19 protein-coding genes and 1 pseudogene are annotated in these 16756 nt (G+C 70.2%); 14 read left to right on the top strand and 6 right to left on the bottom strand.

Features of this window, described 5'->3' with window-relative positions; all coding sequences use genetic code 11:
* Positions 1 to 104: 104 nt before the first annotated feature.
* Positions 105 to 602, bottom strand: coding sequence for a hypothetical protein (locus ACFVX4_RS23560; RefSeq protein WP_389980512.1), 498 nt, complete (start codon positions 600 to 602; stop codon positions 105 to 107).
* On the opposite strand from ACFVX4_RS23560, the gene ACFVX4_RS23555 reads away from it, so the two are divergent.
* From ACFVX4_RS23555 to ACFVX4_RS23515, 9 genes are all read left to right on the top strand, one after another.
* Positions 537 to 1361, top strand: a complete 825-nt coding sequence (locus ACFVX4_RS23555; RefSeq protein ID WP_389980600.1) for a transposase — start codon at positions 537 to 539, stop codon at positions 1359 to 1361. The genes ACFVX4_RS23560 and ACFVX4_RS23555 overlap by 66 nt on opposite strands.
* Positions 1362 to 1598: 237 nt before the next feature.
* Positions 1599 to 2513: a serine protease gene (locus tag ACFVX4_RS23550; protein WP_389980510.1), complete on the top strand. Its 915-nt coding sequence runs from the start codon at positions 1599 to 1601 to the stop codon at positions 2511 to 2513.
* 187 nt (positions 2514 to 2700) lie between these two features.
* Positions 2701 to 3006, top strand: coding sequence for a transposase (locus tag ACFVX4_RS23545; RefSeq protein ID WP_389980508.1), 306 nt, complete (start codon positions 2701 to 2703; stop codon positions 3004 to 3006).
* A complete protein-coding gene (locus ACFVX4_RS23540; RefSeq protein WP_389980506.1) occupies positions 3003 to 3194 on the top strand; it encodes a hypothetical protein in 192 nt (63 codons plus the stop codon). The genes ACFVX4_RS23545 and ACFVX4_RS23540 overlap by 4 nt, the downstream gene beginning before the upstream one ends.
* Entirely contained in the window at positions 3191 to 3904 is a 714-nt protein-coding gene (locus ACFVX4_RS23535) for a hypothetical protein (protein WP_389980504.1), read from the top strand. The genes ACFVX4_RS23540 and ACFVX4_RS23535 overlap by 4 nt, the downstream gene beginning before the upstream one ends.
* On the top strand, positions 3901 to 4095 hold the full coding sequence (locus tag ACFVX4_RS23530; RefSeq protein ID WP_389980502.1) for a hypothetical protein: 195 nt from the start codon (positions 3901 to 3903) through the stop codon (positions 4093 to 4095). The genes ACFVX4_RS23535 and ACFVX4_RS23530 overlap by 4 nt, the downstream gene beginning before the upstream one ends.
* A 763-nt stretch (positions 4096 to 4858) precedes the next feature.
* The gene (gene panD, locus ACFVX4_RS23525) at positions 4859 to 5284 is read left to right on the top strand and encodes an aspartate 1-decarboxylase (RefSeq protein WP_389980500.1); all 426 of its coding nucleotides are present in this window, start codon (positions 4859 to 4861) and stop codon (positions 5282 to 5284) included.
* Positions 5285 to 5314: 30 nt separating this feature from the next.
* A complete protein-coding gene (locus tag ACFVX4_RS23520) occupies positions 5315 to 5677 on the top strand; it encodes a GNAT family N-acetyltransferase (protein ID WP_389980498.1) in 363 nt (120 codons plus the stop codon).
* A 32-nt stretch (positions 5678 to 5709) separates the two neighbouring features.
* The gene (locus ACFVX4_RS23515; RefSeq protein WP_389980496.1) at positions 5710 to 6336 is read left to right on the top strand and encodes an aspartate/glutamate racemase family protein; all 627 of its coding nucleotides are present in this window, start codon (positions 5710 to 5712) and stop codon (positions 6334 to 6336) included.
* A gap of 353 nt (positions 6337 to 6689) precedes the next feature.
* On the opposite strand, the gene ACFVX4_RS23510 is transcribed toward ACFVX4_RS23515, so the two are convergent.
* Entirely contained in the window at positions 6690 to 7022 is a 333-nt protein-coding gene (locus ACFVX4_RS23510) for a hypothetical protein (RefSeq protein ID WP_389980494.1), read from the bottom strand.
* A 6-nt stretch (positions 7023 to 7028) separates the two neighbouring features.
* Here ACFVX4_RS23510 and ACFVX4_RS23505 point away from each other — a divergent pair, with 6 nt between their 5' ends.
* Positions 7029 to 7496, top strand: coding sequence for an alpha/beta fold hydrolase (locus tag ACFVX4_RS23505; protein ID WP_389980492.1), 468 nt, complete (start codon positions 7029 to 7031; stop codon positions 7494 to 7496).
* 29 nt (positions 7497 to 7525) lie between these two features.
* On the opposite strand, the gene ACFVX4_RS23500 is transcribed toward ACFVX4_RS23505, so the two are convergent.
* Entirely contained in the window at positions 7526 to 8902 is a 1377-nt protein-coding gene (locus ACFVX4_RS23500) for a tetratricopeptide repeat protein (protein ID WP_389980490.1), read from the bottom strand.
* A gap of 215 nt (positions 8903 to 9117) precedes the next feature.
* Between ACFVX4_RS23500 and ACFVX4_RS23495 the strand changes: the two genes are divergently transcribed.
* On the top strand, positions 9118 to 10530 hold the full coding sequence (locus tag ACFVX4_RS23495) for a M64 family metallopeptidase (RefSeq protein ID WP_389980489.1): 1413 nt from the start codon (positions 9118 to 9120) through the stop codon (positions 10528 to 10530).
* A 177-nt stretch (positions 10531 to 10707) separates the two neighbouring features.
* Here ACFVX4_RS23495 and ACFVX4_RS23490 read toward each other — a convergent pair whose 3' ends face one another.
* The 3 genes from ACFVX4_RS23490 to gndA all read right to left on the bottom strand — a co-directional run bounded on the left by ACFVX4_RS23490 (position 10708) and on the right by gndA (position 14267).
* Positions 10708 to 11505 carry a family 1 encapsulin nanocompartment shell protein gene (locus ACFVX4_RS23490; RefSeq protein ID WP_389980488.1) on the bottom strand — a complete coding sequence of 266 codons (798 nt, stop codon included), beginning with the start codon at positions 11503 to 11505 and terminating at the stop codon, positions 10708 to 10710.
* A complete protein-coding gene (locus ACFVX4_RS23485) occupies positions 11505 to 12611 on the bottom strand; it encodes a Dyp-type peroxidase (RefSeq protein ID WP_389980487.1) in 1107 nt (368 codons plus the stop codon). The genes ACFVX4_RS23490 and ACFVX4_RS23485 overlap by 1 nt, the downstream gene beginning before the upstream one ends.
* Before the next feature lie 213 nt (positions 12612 to 12824).
* Positions 12825 to 14267 (bottom strand): NADP-dependent phosphogluconate dehydrogenase, encoded by a 1443-nt coding sequence (gene gndA, locus ACFVX4_RS23480; RefSeq protein ID WP_389980486.1) that lies wholly within the window; start codon positions 14265 to 14267, stop codon positions 12825 to 12827.
* A gap of 171 nt (positions 14268 to 14438) precedes the next feature.
* Here gndA and ACFVX4_RS23475 point away from each other — a divergent pair, with 171 nt between their 5' ends.
* The 3 genes and pseudogenes from ACFVX4_RS23475 to ACFVX4_RS23465 all read left to right on the top strand — a co-directional run.
* The gene (locus ACFVX4_RS23475; protein WP_389980484.1) at positions 14439 to 15035 is read left to right on the top strand and encodes a TetR/AcrR family transcriptional regulator; all 597 of its coding nucleotides are present in this window, start codon (positions 14439 to 14441) and stop codon (positions 15033 to 15035) included.
* The gene (locus ACFVX4_RS23470; RefSeq protein WP_389980482.1) at positions 15028 to 15915 is read left to right on the top strand and encodes an alpha/beta fold hydrolase; all 888 of its coding nucleotides are present in this window, start codon (positions 15028 to 15030) and stop codon (positions 15913 to 15915) included. The genes ACFVX4_RS23475 and ACFVX4_RS23470 overlap by 8 nt, the downstream gene beginning before the upstream one ends.
* Positions 15916 to 16018: 103 nt before the next feature.
* Positions 16019 to 16527 (top strand): annotated as a pseudogene (locus ACFVX4_RS23465) (alkaline phosphatase family protein); the annotation flags it as partial.
* Positions 16528 to 16756: the final 229 nt, after the last annotated feature.

Below are 16756 nucleotides of genomic sequence, written 5' to 3'. Positions count from 1 at the left end.
GACGCGGCGCCCTGCTTTCCGGGGGGATTGAGAGGGCTTTTCTGGTGGGGGACGGCCGGGAACCACATCTGTGGTCCGGGGCCGTCCGCACGGCCCCGCGTCGCTCAGTTCTGCTTCAGCTCACGGGCCGTGCTCTCCCACGTCTCGAACATGGCAAGACTCGTGAACATGGCCCGGAGGGAAGCGCCGATCTTCCGGCTCGGCCTGCGCAGCTGCCGACTGGTCATGCCGAGCATCTTGATCAAGGGCTCGACCTCCTGCACGCTGTCCGCCGACTCCCGGACATCCCGGGCCGTCCCGATGACCTGGCCGAGCAGTTCGTCCACCTCGTCCGGCCACTCGTCGCGAGGGGTGTCCCGCGCCCGCTGAAGGAACGCGCTCAGGACATCGGCGGTGATGTTCATCCGCTCGACGAAGCGCCCTGAAGCCGCCTCCAAGTCATCGGCCGGGCCCTCGATGGCCTTGGCGAAGCGGTTGATGACAACCAGCCGGGCGCTCATCGGGGTTCCCGGCAGACCGGCCCGGACCATGTCCTCATTGAGCAGCTCACCCATGGCCGCGAGGTCCACGAGCGCCGCGTCCACATCGGCCATGTCGTCCACGATCGCCTCCATGGCCGTCGGCGGGCCGCCGCGGCAGCCGGCGCCGACCTGCTCTGGCGGGTCAGGAGCAACGCGGTGCTGCCTGTGGTGGCGTCGCTGCCCGATGGTTCCTGCCTGTCGGAGATCGTCGCCGCCCGTGACAGGAACCGGCGGGCCGACCCGGCCCGGGTCCGCGTCATCGAGTACACCCTTGGCCCACGCGGGAAGGACGGCACCGTCTGCCGGCTGGTCACCCCCCTCCTCGACCCGGACACTGCGCCGGCGGTGGAACTTTCCGCGCTCTACGCCGAACGCTGGGAGATCGAGACCACGCTGGACGAGATCAAGACCCACCTGGGCGGGCCACGGCTGGTCTTGCGCTCCCGGCACCCGGCCGGGGCCGAGCAGGAGATCTTCGCGTTCCTCCTCGTTCACCACGCCGTGCGGGACCTCATGCACGGAGCCGCACGACAGCAGGGACACGATCCGGACCGGATCTCTTTCACGCGCGCCGTGCGCGTCGTCCGCCGCCAGGTCACCGCCCAGGCGGGTTTTTCCCCCTCCCGACTCACGCGGGCCCTCGCGCAGACTCTGCTTGAAATCGGTCAACGGCTCCTGGAGCCAAGGCGGTTACGCTCCAATCCCCGTGTCATCGAACGCAAGATGTCCAACTGGGCCCTCAAACGCACCGAACACAACAACCAGCCCAGGCTGGACACCCCAGTCATCACCCTCGTCGGACCCACCAAACCAGCCCCGACCTCCCGGAAAAAGACCTAAATCACCGGTATTGCCGCTAGGGCACCGGGGCCAACTCGAGGCGCCGGGACGGTCGGCCTTTGTGTGCCCATGACCAAGGAAGACAGTCCCGGTGCGGTGGCCGCCAAGGGAGCGAAAAGAGCCAGGACGGAGCTGCGGGGTAGCGGAGAACTTGGCTGTACGCCGACAATACGGTCACCCTTCACCGTCCAGGGGTCACCGAGCTCCCGGACCGAACCGAGAGGACCGACCATCACCATGCGCAAGCCTCTCCTCGCCACCCTCACCGCCGTTGCCCTCGGTGCCGCCGCCTTGATTGGCACCACGGGCACGGCAGCCGCAGCACCCAACCGCGTGAGCGGGGCGACCCCCACTGCCACGACGGCCGCCGTGCACCCTGACAGTACGCCCGCCTCGGTGACAGCCTCCTCCTTCGCCGGCACCGTGGCGCTCAGCAACTGCTCAGGCTCCCTGATCCGCATGCCGAACTCGCAGGCGACGGACCCAGGACTGGTCATGACGAACGGCCACTGCCTCGAAACCGGCCTTCCGAGCGCAGGTCAGGTCATCACCAACCAGTCCTCCACCCGCAGCTTCACGCTGCTCAACGCCTCGGCCGGCGCCGCCGGAACACTCAAGGCGAACAAAGTCGTCTACGCGACGATGACCGACACGGACGTCACGCTCTACCAACTGACCAAGACCTACGCCCAGATACAGCAGTCCACGGGAATCGCGCCGCTGACTCTGTCCGCGACCCACCCGGTGCAGGGGCACGCGATCGACGTGGTCTCCGGCTACTGGAAGCGGGTCTACTCCTGCTCCGTCGACGGATTCGCGTACCGCCTGAAGGAGGACCAGTGGACATGGAAGGACGCCGTCCGCTACACCCCGGAATGCCAGGTCATCGGGGGCACCTCGGGTTCCCCGGTCATCGACACGACGACCGGGCAGGTCACGGCGATCAACAACACTACCAACGAGAACGGCGAAAGCTGCACCCTTGACAACCCCTGCGAGGTAGACGAGCAGGGAGCCGTCACCATCCGCCAGGGAACCGGATACGCCCAGGAGACCTACGGCATCCCCGCCTGCTTCACGACGGGCAACAAGCTCAACCTGTCGGCCACGGGCTGCACGCTCGCGAAGCCGACAGCGGTAGCGGGACGCTGAGTTGACACCTGAGGGGAGCAAGCAAGGCTCGTCCACGGCCAGTGACCGCCCGGCCACCCTCGCCACAAGCCGCTACCGGACGAATCCTCAACTGCCCGGAAACCCCAACCAAGCCCCAACTGAAGGTTCCCCTTGATGTTGGGCACCTGGAGACTGGGACGTGAGGTTCCAGAGGAAGTAGTGCCAGGTGGGAAGCAAGAGCAACCGCAGTAGGCGGTATACGGAGGAGTTCCAGCGCGACGCGGTCGCGCTGGTCCGGTCCTCCGGCAAGACCGTCACCGAGGTGGCCCGGGAGATCGGGGTCGGCGCCGAGGGACTGTGGAACTGGGTCAGGCAGGACACGATCGACCGCGGGCAGAGGGCGCCGGGCGAACTGACGAGCGCGGAGCGGGAAGAGCTGCGTCGGCTGCGGCGGCAGAACCGTGAGCAGGCCGAGACGATCGAGGTGCTGCGAGAAGCGGCGGCCTTCTTCGCGAAGGAGAGCGATCGATGAGCGAGGTGTACGCGTTCATCGAGGCGGAGAAGACCACCCGCGGAGTCGCTCTGTTGTGCCGGCTGCCGAAGGTGGCCCGGTCCTCTTTCTACGCCTGGTTGGCCGGCGAGCGGGCCCGCGCCGCCCGCCGGGCCGCCGACGATGCCCTGGCTCACGAGATCACCGTGTTGCACATCGCCTCCTGGTGACAACGAGTGTCCAGCATCACGGGGAAAGTTCACCCTGGGCCGGGACCCACACTGCGGTCACCTTACGAGCGGCATCGCGCCTGGCCCTGGACGGACTCGGACGCGACATCGTCGGGAAGTATTCGCCCGAAGAACTCGAATGCGCCCAGCAAGAGCTCACCTTGGCGGTCCTCCGATGGCAGACCCCCGACAGCAGCCCTGGCCTTTGGATGAAGGCACGCCTCACTCTTCTGCTTCCGCAGCAGGATGCCGGGCGGGCCCAGGAACATCAGGACGCCCTGCGCGAAGTGATGCTCCAGCTCGCGCAGGAGCGGCTGCGCCGAGAGGACTTGGCACGCTCCGTGTGCGCCGACCACGACACCGCCCGCCTGTGGTGGCTGGAGCGAGATCTGGACGATCCGTCAGCCCTCGACTGGGCGTCGTTCCGAGAAACGATCCTCCCATTGACGGAAGCGCCGGGCGGGGATCGCACCACGGCCGAACGTCTCGCGCACACCATCCTGTACGTCTGGGAAAAGCTGGGCGAGGAGTCGGGGCAGCAGGCCCGGTTCACAGCCATGGCCCGAACGCTCTTCGAGCAGATGGGATGGGCCGATGTATTTCCCTGGCCGTCGACCCACCATGGCCTGGCATCCATGGCTTCCTCGCCTGGAGCCGGAACCTCCGATCCCGAACACCGGCTAGTCACCGGGAAGGGAGAGGACCGGTGAAGACCTCCGTCCTGCGCTGGTTACTCGATCCGCTGACCAGTCTGTTCGCCCTCTATCTGCGAGCCCGGGAGCGCGGACTCATGTCGTACGACGTCGCATGGCGGCTGGCCAGGGTCATCCGGCGCCCCGACGAGTTGGTGTACCGCAGCCATGGCCACCTCCCGGAGAATCCCGAAGACACGGCTTCCTGACCACGGGACTGGCAGCACAGCGGAAAGTCTGCGGCGCCCAAGACCGAGCCCGTACGGTCCTTCTGAAACGCTGCGTAGCCCCTCCCCTTGCCTTCGACCGACGAACACGGGTGGCACAGCATCTGCTGCGCCACTCGTTGTTCGCGCCGTGACCAGGCCCTGACCGTCGCAACCGCCTACCTCGGCCGCCTGTCCACCGCGGCCGACCACTGCACCTACAGGCCCCGCGTCGAGCAGGCACTGCACACCGTGATCCCGCCACCGCCCGCCCCGCCGAGGAAAGGACGGGGTCGACGCTACGGCGCCTGCGCGACGAGTTGATATCGGTGCGGGTCTCGTCGGGGTGCGACTGCGGTTCCACGGGCAAGATGGCTCCTTGAGGCTGGCCTGAGCCTGATCGCGGCATCGGCTCGCCCTCTGCTCTGGGCGAATTCCAAACGTCCTTGACGCCCGCCCCGTGCCACCGCCAAGAGTCACCGGACGAGCTGTGGCCATGGTCATGAGAATCGCCGGTTTTGCTAACCGGCGATCCGCTGCTACGCAGCCGTGCTGCCTCGGCCCCTCAGACCGCGGTGGGTCGGGGAGAGCGGGCGAAGCCCTCCTGCAGTCGCCTGACAGTACGTCAGAAGAGTCAGCAAGTGGCCAGCATGAGTCCAGAAGAACCTGAGGAATGCTGCCTGAACATGCGACTCGTTGTACGGTAAGGAAAGTGCCCTTGACCTGCAAAAATGCAGGCAGGGAGCCTAGATCCAGGAGTACCTCGATGATGCGTACAATGTTCAAGTCAAAGATCCACCGTGCCACGGTGACCCAGGCCGACCTGCACTACGTCGGTTCCGTCACCGTCGACGCCGAGCTGATGGAAGCGGCGGATCTGCTGCCCGGCGAGCTGGTGCACATCGTCGACATCGACAACGGCGCCCGTCTGGAGACGTACGTCATCGAGGGCGAGCGCGGCTCCGGTGTCATCGGCATCAACGGCGCCGCCGCCCACCTCGTCCACCCCGGTGACCTGGTCATCCTGATCAGTTACGCCCAGGTCGACGACGCCGAGGCACGCGGCCTGGTCCCGCGCATCGTGCACGTCGACGCCGGCAACCGTATCGTCGCGCTCGGCGCCGATGCCTCCGCACCCGTGCCCGGCACCGCCACCGAACGGAGCCCGCACGCCGTTCCCGCGGCGCGCTGAACCGGTCCGACCAGCGAGGGAGCACCCGTCATGGCAGAACGGACCGAGCGGATCGAACCCGACATCCGCGACGACCGCGCGAGCGGCAATCTGCTCGCGTACGAGAACGGCAAGGCGGTCGGGGTCGTCGCGTACTTCGTGATGGACGGTGACCCCGCCGCGTTCGTCGCCGTGCACACCGTCGTCGAACCCGGCCACGAGGGCAGGGGCATCGCCGGCGCCCTCGTCCAGGAGTTCTACGCCATGGCGGGACGCGAGAGTGTCCCCGTCGTCCCGCTCTGCCCGTACGCCGCGAAGTGGGCGACGCGGCACCACGACCGGGCTCCCGAGGCCCCGGCCGAACTGGTGGAACAGGCGAAGACGCAGCTCGAGGCCCACCCCGAGCTGTACTGACCCACCTCGGCCGGGGACTGTACCGTTTGGCGATGACACTCGCCCTGCTGCACACCTCCCCGGCCCACGTACCGGTCTTCGACGCGCTCCGGGACGCCGACCATCCCGGGCTCGCCCTGCGCCATCTCGTGCACGAGGACCTGCTCGCCAAGGCCAGGGAATCGGGCCCCGAAGCGGTGTCGGGCGAGATCCGGGACCTGCTCGCGGGCGCCGTCGCGGACGGTGCCCGCGCCGTTCTCTGCACCTGCTCGACGATCGGCGCCGTCGCCGAGTCGCAGTCGGCGACGCTCGGTGTTCCCGTGCTGCGCGTCGACCGCCCGATGGCGGCCACCGCCGCGGCACAGGACCGCGTGGTCGTCCTCGCGTCGATCACCGGCACTCTGGCGCCGACCCTCGCGCTGCTCGCCGAAGAGGCGGGGGACCGGCCCGTCGACGTACGGACCGTCGTGGTGGACGGCGCCTGGGCGCGCTTCGAGGCCGGTGACCGCGACGGCTATCTGGACCTCGTCGCGACCGCGGCCGACGCGGTCACGGACAGCGATGTGATCGTGCTGGCGCAGGCGTCCATGGCCGACGCGGTCACCCGTACGGTCACCCGCATCCCGGTGCTCTCCAGCCCCCGGCCGGGTCTCGCCGCCGCGGCTGTCGCCGCGTGCTGACCTCGACACGGCTCCCGGAATCCGGGCGATCATCCGGAACCCGCGCGTATGGACTCACCAGGCGCGGGCAGCCGCTCCGGGAGACGGTGGAAGGAGATCCACCCCGAACCGTTCGGAGGCCTTCGATGACGAATCCGTACCCCGACCCGGTGCCGCCGGCGCCCACCCCCGGGCCGATGCCCGGACCGCCGTCGCCGCTGCCGGAGCCGCCGCCTCCGCCGCCCGGCCCCGTTCCGCCCGGCCCGTCGCCGGATCCGATCCCGCAGCCGCCTGCCCCGCGCCCCGACCCGGTGCCGGAACCGCAGCCGTCACCCCGGCGGGCCTGATGACCGGTGTCCCCGGGTGGGTAGGCCTCAGGCCCCTGCCAGGACGGCGTTCGCCCGCGCGGTGACCTCGATGAGCACGCGACCCGCCGCTTCCAGGTCCTCGGCCGGCAGGTCCGCGTACAGCCGGGTCGTGAGGTCGGCGACCTCGGCCCCGTTCGCCTGCTGACGGTCCCGGCCCGCGGTCGTGAGGCCGATCCGGGGAATGGTGCCGTCGACCTCCGCCAGCAGCTCTGCGGCGGTCAGTTCGGCCAGGGTCGCCTCGACGACGGCCGCATCGATCTTCAGCGCGTCGGTCATGCGGTCGACGAGCCGGCCGCGCTCGATCGCCCCACCGTTGCCCGCGACGGCGTTCAGCGCCAACGACTGATGAAACGTGGTTCCGGTGGCCGCGAGCAGCCGTTCGAGGACGGCGCGCGTGGCGTGGTGGGCCCGGCCGCTCGCGAAGCCTTTGACCGGGTCTGGACGGGCGCTGCAACCGACGCCGACTTCGATGCCAGTGCCCCCTTCTTCTACGGTCGTTGGGATGCGGGCGCTCAGGAACACGCCGCGTCCGAGGCGGGGCAGACCAACGAGGAGGCCGCGGCGGGCTACGCGGCCCCGGGCGCCTTCGACCTCGACGCGGCCCGCGTCGCACTGGCCGGACGGGACGTTCCGGTCCTGGTCCTGGCGGGCGAGCTGGACGGCGGCCCGCTTCCCCGTGTCGCCACCGGCATCGCGGAGTTGTTTCCCGCGGGTGAACCGGCCGTCCAGTTGGGCGCCGGTCATTTCCCCTGGCTCGACGACCCCTGCCGGTTCGCCCGGACCGTCGAGGCGTTTCTCGCCCGGTCCCGATGAGCCGTTGACCGATTCCCGGCGGGCCGGGATCAGGCGGTGGGCGGACGGACCGGGGACGGTCCCAGTGTGGTGGTGCCGGGGGAGGCCCGGTGGCCGAGCCCGGTCCGGTAGGCGTCCATGGCCGCCTCGGTCCGGCCCGTGCGCCGCAGCAGATCGCCGAGCAGCCGGCAGATGTCCGCGAGATCGCCGGCGGCGCCCGCCCGTTCCAGCAGGGCCAGCGCGGTGACGTAGTGCTCCTCGGCGGACTCCGGATCGCCCTGGTCCTCGTGGATCAGGCCGAGCAGCCGGTGCGCGCCGCCCGCATGGACCGAGCCCCGGTCCGGATGCAGTTCGCCGAGGAGCCTGTGCAACAGCTCCCTGGCCTGGTCGGCCTTGCCGCGCCGACGCAGCACATCGGCGAGCTCCACCTCGACCTGGGCCGTGTACAGGGAGGCCCGCTTCGATACCAGCATGTCGCGGGCGGCGCGCAGTTCGGTCTCGGCGCCGGACAGATCGCCGTCCTGCGCGTGTACATAGCCGCGCATCCAGTGGCAGTGCGCCAGCTCCGTACGGATCTGGAGCTGCTGGTAGATCTCGGCCGCCTTGGCGAGTGAGGCGTCCGCCTCCGCGGTACGGCCCGCCGCGATGAGCGTACGGGCGACGTTGCGGTGCAGTCCGGCGACCAGTTCCGGATCGGACACCTGCGGTGCCAGGGCCAGCGCCAGCTCGCCCGCCTGGGCGGCGCGGGCGTGGGCGCCCATGTCCATGTATGGGGCGATGGCGGCCGTGTACAGCAGCAGGAGCGCGCCGGGATCCTGGAGGCCCGAGGTGTTGAGCTCGTCGATGGCGCTCTCCAGCAGGTAGCAGGCGTACCGGAGTTCGCCGGCCAGCAGGTGGGCGACCGCCCTGCCCCGGACGGCCGGGGCGCGCCGGGGGAGCGGAGTATCGGCGAGGAGTTGCTCCGCGGCCACGAAGTGCTCGCGGGCCGTGGGCAGATCGCCCGTCTCCAGCGCGCAGTGGCCGAGGCCGAGCGTGGCCGTGGCGCGTTCGTCGTCGAGCCCGTGCCGGCCGGCCTCGGCGAGCAGCCGGGTGTAGGCGGCGGCGGCGTCCTCGGCGGCACCGGTGGCCAGTGTCCGCTGGGCCTCGACGAGTTTCAGCCGCAGAGCGGTCGCGAGGTGGGCGGGGCGTCCGGTGGCCAGTTCCTCGTACGTGACGCCGAGCCGGTCCGCGAGGTGGCGTACGGCCGCCTCCGACGGGCGTACCCGGCCCGCCTCCAGCGTGGAGATGTAGGCGGGGGTGTAGGCGGGTTCCGCCAGCTGTCGTTGTGTCAGACCGCGTTCGGTGCGCAGCTGTTGGACGCGACGGCCGACGGCGCCGGGATCCTCGTCCGGCCCCGCGTTCCGTCCCGCTGTGCGCCTCGCGTTCATCGCGCCGCCCCTTCTGTTTCGCCCCGCCACGAAATGCGGTCCATGCATCGTAAATGCCCGGATACGAACCTCAACCACCACGTTTCCGGGCCTTGTTCGACGGTCCGCGCACCTCTAGGTTAAGCATCGCATTAACTCGACTTAACTCATGAGTTACGTGATGGTCGTGCCCTGGGACTTCCCGGCGAAGTCCCCCGGACCTGAAGGAGTTGTCCATGCGCATACACCTCCGCACGCGCCGAACGGCAGGAGTCACGGCGGGGCTCGCTCTCGCCGGCCTCCTGGCGGCGACCGCTGCCACCGCACCGGCGTCGGCCGCCCCCACCGGCTCCGACGGCGGCCGTCGCATCGCGGCCGAGTACTTCCCCGATCCCGGCGGCTCGGGCAGGACCGTCGAGGTCCCGGCCGCTGCCCCCGTCCGGAAGGGCAGAACGGCCGCTTCGCTGAGCGCGGCCGAGGCCGCCGTCGACGGCACGGTGGGAGAACAGGCGGTGACCGGCCCGTCCGACGACCGCCTGGACGTCGTGATCATCGGAGACGGCTACACGGCAGGCCAGCAGGCCGACTTCCACGCGGACGCCACCGCCAAGTGGGCCGACATCACCGCTCTGGAGCCCTACAAGAGCTACCAGGGCCTGTTCAACGTGTGGACCGTCGACGCGGTCTCCAACGAGTCCGGCATCAGCGGCGATCCCGGCGCGGACACCGTCAAGGACACCGCGCTCGGCAGCTACTTCTGGTGCTCCGACATCGAGCGGCTGATCTGCACCGACATCGACAAGGTGGCCGCGTACGCCGCCAAGGCCCCGGCCGCCGACCTCGTGGTCGTCATCGCCAACTCCACCAAGTACGGGGGCGCGGGCTACTCCGGACTCCAGGCGGAGGGCCGCCCCTTCAACGGAGTCTCCACCCTCTCATCCGACCACCCCTCGTCCAGCCTGATCGCCGCTCATGAGATAGGGCACTCGGTGGGCCTGCTGGACGACGAGTACACCTACGCCGAGTACGGGACCTGGACCGGCGGCGAGCCGGGCGGGATCAACTCCACCACCTACACACCCGCGCAGCTCACCGAGAAGCGGGCCAAGTGGTACCGCTGGCTCGGCCGGACCGATCCGGCGGGCGGCACGGTCGGTGCGTACGAGGGCAGCGCCTACTACCCGCTCGGGCTCTACCGTCCCACCGAGTCATCGATCATGCGGGAGCTGAGCAACACCGAGTTCAACCTGCCGGGGCGCGAGGCGATGATCGCCGGGTTCTACCGCGCGGGCAATGCACTGAGCAGCGCCGTCGACACCGGCACCGCCGTCGGGCCGGGCCGGCGCATCGCCGTGAGCCTGGCGGACCTCGATGCCGCCGGTGCCGGGACCCGCACCCATCGGCCGGGCGCTGCCACCGGCCTCGCCAGGACGGATCTGCGCTGGTACGTGGACGGCGTCGAGAGGGTCTTTGCCCGGGGACGTACCTCCGTCACCCCCGTATCGCTCGGAGTCCGTGCGGACGGTCGTGGGCACAAGGTGACCGCCGAGGCCGTCGACCGTACGGACGCCATCCGTGACCCCGCCGTCCGCGCCCTGGCCACCGACACCCTGACCTGGAACGTCAGGGCGACCGGGCACCGGCGGTAAGGACTCGAACGCCTCAGAGCCTGTCGGGTGACCTCCGACCGGGCGGCCACGCCCTGGCACGCACGCTTCCCGCGTTGTCGTCGGTCGCCAACGCTCCGCGTCGACTCCCTCCTCCGCCTTGGAACCGCACGCACCAGACCGCGTCCGCTATCCGGTCCGAGGTCACCCGACAGGCTCTCAGGCGATGATCGGGACCACGGCCTCGGGCGTCAGCATCCGGAAGGTGAAGGCCTGATGGAAGTAGAGCCGGATGCTGGTCGCGTCGTGGTCCTGATAACCGATGGAGAGGTCCTGGCCGAGGCACAGCTCGAAGTCGCCGCCACGGGTGGACAGCAGCACACCGCCCCTGACGGCGGGTGCCCACAGGATCTGGTCGTCGAGCAGCCGGGCCAGATGGGTGGCCACCGGGTATCCGTGGTCGGAGGTCTCGGTGGCCTCGGTGAAGGCGTCGGCGCCGAGCAGCAGCCGGTACGGGCCGTCGACGCCGGCCAGCCGCAGCCGGGTGAGTGCCTGGCTGACGGTGGTCGGGTAGTCGCGGGCATCCGCGGGCAGTGTCAGCGGCGAGTGCGAGGAGCCGTCCCGGAGCCCGGTGATCCCGGCCGAGGCGTACCCGTCGATGATCGCCATGTCCTCCGCGAACGCACAGGTGCGGGCGGCGTCCTTGACGGGCTGCCAGTCGCTGTCGTCCGAGCCGCGCTCGACATCGTCCACGGCCGACCGGGTCACCGTGAACGGCACCCGCCACTCGATGACCGGCACCGATGTGCGGGCGCGGGCGATGACGTCCGGGGCGGGCGGATCGATGTCGCGCAGATGACCGTCGCCGATGGCCGCCAGTCCGGGGCCGTCCGGGTCGGTGACATCGACGACCCGGCGTCCCGCCACATGGCGGCTGAAGGTGCGCCGGGCCTCTTCTTCGATCTGGTCCCAGGCGGCTTCCGTGACAGGGGCGAGTTCGCGGTGGAGATTGTTCATCACTGGGCGCTTTCTTGCAGGCTGCCGATGTGCAGCGAACCGTCGGCCGGACGGGCCGGGGCCGGGGCCTTCGCCGTCACCGGCGCGGACGCGGGCTCCGGCAGGGCGTCGGTCCCGGCCGATGGGGGCGACGGCGGCGGGGCGTCGAGGAAGTCGGCGCTGGGGGCGTAGAAGAGCGTGCCGGTGACCGCGGTCGAGAAATCGAGAATGCGGTCGTGCGCGGCGGGCGGACTGCCGAGGAACATGTTGCGGAGCATCTGCTCGGTCACCTCCGGATCGGCGGCGTAACCGATGAAGTACGTGCCGAACTCGCCCTGCCCGAAGCTGCCGAACGGCATGTTGGCGCGCAGGATGTCGCGCTCCGTGCCGTCCGGGTCGGTGATCGTGTTGAGGGCGATGTGCGAGTCGGCGGGCTTGACGTCGTCGGCGAACTCGATGTCGTCGAGCTTGGTGCGGCCGATGACCCGCTCCTGCTCCTCGGTGCTCAGTTCGTTCCAGGACGCGAGGTCGTGCAGATACTTCTGGACGATGACGTAACTGCCGCCCGCGAAAGCGGGGTCCTCGGCGCCGACCAGGGCCGCCGACTGCGCGTCCGCCCCCACGGGGTTCTCCGTGCCGTCGACGAAGCCGAGCAGATCCCGGTGGTCGAAGTAGCGGAACCCCTGCGTCTCGTCGACGATCGTCACCGCACTGCCGAGCCGGTCGCGCAGGCGGGTCGCCCATGCGAAACACACGTCCATCCGCTCGGCCCGGATGTGGAACAGCAGATCCCCCGGGGTGGCGGGAGCGTGGTGCCGGGCACCGTGCAATTCCTGGAACGGGTGGAGCTGGGCGGGCCGCGGCCCGGCGAACAGCCGGTCCCAGGCCCCGGAACCGATGCCGGTCACACAGACCAGGCCGGCCTCGGGGTACCGGAATCCGATGGAGCGGGCGAAGGCCGCCAGATCCGGCAGCACCTCGCGTACGGCGGGCTCGCCACCGGGCTCGATCGTGGCGACCAGGATCAGTGCGGCGCTGGTCAGCGGCGCGACGACGGGCTGGACCGCGACCGGCTCCGGGGAGGTGTCCGGCCCGGCTGCGACGGGTTCCGGGGTGGCGTCGGGCATGCGTGGGCTCCCTGGGGCGGCAATGGCGGGCTGCGGCGACAGGCTCGCGGCGGGGCAACAAGAAGGGGCTTGCTGCTACTTACGCACAGACAGGGCGCTGTCGCACCCCGGGTCAACCGGACGGGCGACCACGCCGGTCCCACCACGCCCGGCCCGCCGAGGACGGGCGAGCGCACCGGCCCCGGCGGGGTGGCCCGCACCGGCCTCCTCGTGTCAGCCCGCGACGACCTCCGACCGGTCGCCGCCCCAGAGGGTGTGGAAGGAGCCCTCGCGGTCGGTGCGGCGGTAGGTGTGCGCGCCGAAGAAGTCGCGTTGGCCCTGGGTGAGCGCCGCGGGCAGCCGGTCGGCGCGCAAGCCGTCGTAGTACGCGAGCGCGGCGGCGAATCCCGGTGTGGGCACCCCCTGCCGCACCGCCTCGGTGACCACCGCTCGCCAGTCGTCCTGAGCCGCGCCGATCTCCTCGGCGAACTGCTGGTCGGACAGCAGGCTCGGCAGGTCCGGACGGGCGTCGTAGGCGGCCCGGATCCGGTCCAGGAACGCGGCCCGGATGATGCACCCGGCCCGCCAGATCGACGCCACCGCGCCGAGGTCGATGTTCCAGTCGTACGCCTCGCTGCCCGCCCGGATCTGGTGGAATCCCTGGGTGTACGAAACGATCTTGGACGCGTACAGTGCCTGCTCCACCCGGTCGGCGAAGGCCGCGGCAGCCTCCTCGCCGAGCGGGGACGCCGACGGACCGGTCAGGTCCCGCGCGGCCTCGCGGAGATCCGCGTGCCCGGACAGCGAACGGGCGAAGACGGCCTCCGCGATACCCGAGACGGGCACCCCCAGATCCAGCGCGATCTGCACCGTCCAGCGACCCGTGCCCTTCTGCTCGGCCCGGTCCTGCACGATGTCGACGAAGGGTTTTCCGGTGGCCGCGTCGGTGTGGGCGAGGACCTCCGCCGTGATCTCGATCAGATACGAGTCGAGGCGGCCGGTGTTCCAGCTGCGGAACGTCTCGGCGATCTTCGCGGGGGAGTAGCCCGCCACGGCACGCAGCAGGTCGTACGCCTCCGCGATCAGCTGCATGTCCGCGTACTCGATGCCGTTGTGGACCATCTTCACGAAGTGCCCGGCCCCGTCGGGACCGATATGCGTGGTGCACGGGGTGCCGTCCTTCGCCTTGGCGGCGATCTTCTCCAGCAGCGGCCCCAGCGATTCGTACGACTCGGCCGATCCGCCCGGCATGATGCTCGGCCCGTTCAGCGCGCCTTCCTCGCCGCCCGAGATGCCGACGCCGACGAAGTGGATCCCGCGCCCGCGCAGCTCCTTCTCCCGCCGGCGGGTGTCCTCGAAGTGCGCGTTGCCGCCGTCGATGATGACATCGCCCTCTTCGAGGAGCGGGGCGAACTCCTGGATCACGGCATCGGTGGGATCACCCGCCTTCACCATGATGACGAGTCTGCGCGGACGTTCCAGCGCCGCGACGAATTCCTCCGGTGTGCGCGCGGGGACGAAGGAGCCCTCGTCGCCGAACTCCTCGACCAGGGCGTCCGTCTTGGCGGTGGTCCGGTTGTGCACCGCGACCGTGAATCCGTTGCGGGCGAAGTTGCGCGCGAGGTTGCGGCCCATGACCGCGAGCCCTGTGACGCCGATCTGTGCAGTGCCGCTCATCTGTGTGCTCTGCAATCTGTTTCGGGGATGCCTGGATCTTCAGCAATGACGGGATCTTCAGTATGGATACGGGGTGCGGGAACGGCCTGTTCGGCATCGCCCGGATGGACGATCCTGTGTATATTAGGAAAATGCCTAGAGGTTCTAGGTGTGCTTCGACGGAGGTGGCGGATGGTTCGCGCGGGTCTCACGACCGAACGCGTGGTGGAGGCGGCGGCCGATCTGGCCGACTCCATCGGCTTCGACAAGGTCACGATCTCCGCGCTGGCCCGCGGCTTCGGGGTCAAGGACGCCAGCCTGTATTCGCACGTCAGGAATCTGCACGACCTGCGGACCCGGGTCGCGCTGCTGGCCGCCGGGGAGTTCATCGACCGGATCGCCGCCGCCGTCGCGGGCCGGGCCGGGAGGGACGCCCTGGTCGCGTTCGCCGACGCCTACCGGGCCTTCGCGCTGGAGCGGCCCGGACGGTACGAGGCGACGCAGATGCGGGTCGACCCCGACGTCGTCGCCCAGTCGTCCGCGTACCACCGCACCATCGAGACCACGGGCGCGATGCTGCGGGCCTATGGCCTGGCCGAGCCCGATCTCACGGACGCGGTACGGCTGTTGCGCAGCACCTTCCACGGCTACTGCGCCCTGGAGGCGAGCGGAGGATTCGGCGCGCCCCGTGACGTGCAGACGTCCTGGGAGCGGTCCGTCGAGGCCCTGCACTTCCTGTTGGAGCACTGGCCGTCCGCTACGGGCGAGAGGGAGACCGATCATGGCTGACCGCACGGTGCCGGAGCGCACCGGACATCTGAAGGTGCCCGGGGCGACGCTGTACTACGAGGTGCGCGGCCAAGGCCCGCTGCTGCTGATGATGCCGGGCGGGAGCGCCGACGCGGGGCTCTACGATCGGATGGCGGAGCGGCTGGCCGACAGCTGGACCGTCGCGGCCTTCGACCCGCGCGGCTACTCGCGCAGCCTGCTCGACGGCGCGGCGGCGGACCAGAAGGTGGCGGTGCAGAGCGAGGACGCCCACCGGCTGATCGAGCTGCTGTCGCCGGACGGCGGACCGGTGGCCGTCTTCGGCTCCAGTTCGAGCGCGATCGTCGCCCTGGACCTGCTCGCCCGCCACCCCGAACGGTTGCACCAAGTGGTCGCGCACGAACCACCGTTGGTGGCACTGATGCCGGATCCGGATCAGGGGCGGAAGCTCTTCGCCGCGGTGCGCGAATCCTTCCGCCGGGACGGCGTGGCCGCGGCACTGGCCACGATGACCGAGGGCCTGACGGACCCGGATGCGGGGCCACCGGCCGGGGGAGAGCGCCGGGCGGCGCCCGAACCGTCCGCGCGGGAGGCCGAGGCGTTCCGGCGGATGCGGGCCAACCTTCCGGTGTTCCTGGAGCATGTGCTGTGTTCGTTCAGCGGCTACGTACCGGACCTGGCGGCCCTGTGCCGCGGCGCGGAGCAGCTGGTCATCGGTGTCGGACAGGACTCCCGCACCCTGCTCACGGCGATTCCGGGCGCCCGGCTGGCGGACGAAGCGGGTGGCAGGCTCGTGGAGTTCCCCGGTGGCCACACCGGTTGCGCCGAGGACCCCGAAGCGTTCGCCGAGCGGCTGCGGGCGGTACTGCTCGACCGGACACTCCGTGGGGCACAGGGGTGACCCCGGAGGGCGGCCGATGACTCTCATCCCGCAAACATCCCCTATGGCACCTTTGGGTCTGCACGCATCACTGATGGATCGGCAAGCATTCGCGTAACCCTCGAACGCCGACGACAACTACGGCGACAACGGCCTCGCCTACTTCCGGAAGTTCGAGGACGCCCCGGCCGGTGACCCGTTGCACGACCTCGGGATGGCATCGGTGAAGAAGGTGAGCGGCTCCACGCCCGATGACATCGCCGCCGCCATCAGGGCGGACGTGGTGGCCGGGACCCTGCCGCAGGTTTCCTGGGTCGTCGCGAACCAGGCCCTCTCCGAGCACCCCTACGCCCCGCCCGGCGACGGAGCGCACTTCGTCGACCTGGTGTACCGGGCGCTCGCGGCCGACGAGGACGTCTTCGACTCCACGGTGCTCTTCCTCAACTACGACGAGAACGACGGCTTCTTCGACCATGTGCCACCGCCCTCGCCGCCCGCCGGAACCGAGGGCGAATTCCTCGGCGGCGTGCCCATCAGCCTCGGCTTCCGTGTCCCGATGACCGTCATGTCGCCCTGGACACACGGTGGTTGGATCTCCTCGAGGTCTTCGACCACACCTCCGTGCTGCGCTTCCCCCGGTCGCGTCGCGGGGCATCGACACATCCGTGTCGGAGTCGCCGGCGGCGAACACCGGCCGCTTCGCGGGAGCCAGCCAGCGCGAGTGCGGTGACGGCGAGCCGGGCGGCGGAGCGCCGGGTGGGCCGGGGTGCGGGACGGAGTACGGGCACGCTGAGCACACTCCTGAGGTGTGGGCGGTCGTCGTGGACGTGGGGTGGGGCGGCCGGGCACCCCGCCCCACGTC

Source organism: Streptomyces sp. NPDC058240 (genome assembly GCF_042882135.1).
Taxonomy (GTDB): domain Bacteria; phylum Actinomycetota; class Actinomycetes; order Streptomycetales; family Streptomycetaceae; genus Streptomyces.
Note: the sequence above shows the minus strand (reverse complement) of the source record. Positions and strands in the feature narration are given on the sequence as shown.